Below are 836 nucleotides of genomic sequence, written 5' to 3' on the forward strand. Positions count from 1 at the left end.
AGAGTTGTTGCCAGCGGGTATAAAAGCTGGCCACCGGTTTGACCGGCACAACGCTGGCGTGACCGTTGCCGATGGGCGAGAGATCCGGCGTGGCGCCCACGTCCAGGCTCAGCCAGTCGTAGGCCAGCTGGCTGCCCTCGCTGAGCTGTAATTGCCGTTTCTTTTGATCAAGCTGTGTGACGCTGGCCTGAACAAACCGGCAGCCGCTGGCCTGGCATAACCGGTACACATCCACATGGGTGTCATCCAGCGTGTAGTGTCCGGCGATCAGCCCCGGCAACATGCCGGAATAGGCGCTCAGGCTGTCCGGAGACACCATAGTCAGGCGTACGCCGGGAATCGGTTTCATGGCCAGCATGCGCAGGGCCAGCGCGTGGCTGTGGCCGGCGCCGACAAAGACCAGATCGTATTGGGCGGAGGGGCTTATCACAGTGGCATCATCACAGTTGCAGGTCGCCTTGCAGGTAGCAGCGGGCGCTGCCGCTGAGGGTGACGCGGTCGCCTTTCAGCTGGCAGTGCAGCTCACCGCCACGGGCAGAGAGCTGGCGGGCATGGAGGGTGTTTTTGCCGAGTTTTTCTGCCCAGTAGGGCACCAGGGTGCAATGGGCCGAGCCGGTGACCGGGTCTTCCGGAACGCCTTTGGCCGGGGCAAAAAAACGGCTGACAAAATCACAGTCGTCGCCGGGAGCGGAAATCATTACCGCGAAGGTATCCAGCGCCGCGATGGCGGTGAAGNCGGGTTGGAAATTGCGTACCTGATCGGCGTTGTCCACGATGATCCGGGTGTCCCGGGCTTGCAGCACTTCGCGGATGGGCACATCCAGCGCCCGGGAAAA

1 protein-coding gene and 1 pseudogene are annotated in these 836 nt (G+C 62.5%); both read right to left on the minus strand.

Annotation, left to right across the window (positions count from 1 at the left end; translation table 11 throughout):
- Positions 1 to 430, minus strand: a pseudogene (locus tag A3754_RS02445) (bifunctional NADH dehydrogenase FAD-containing subunit/selenide, water dikinase SelD); the annotation flags it as partial.
- 10 nt (positions 431 to 440) lie between these two features.
- A partial coding sequence (locus A3754_RS02450) for a PhzF family phenazine biosynthesis protein (protein ID WP_197468391.1) occupies positions 441 to 836 on the minus strand: 396 nt, incomplete at its 5' end.

This window comes from Alcanivorax sp. HI0083, from assembly GCF_001635175.1.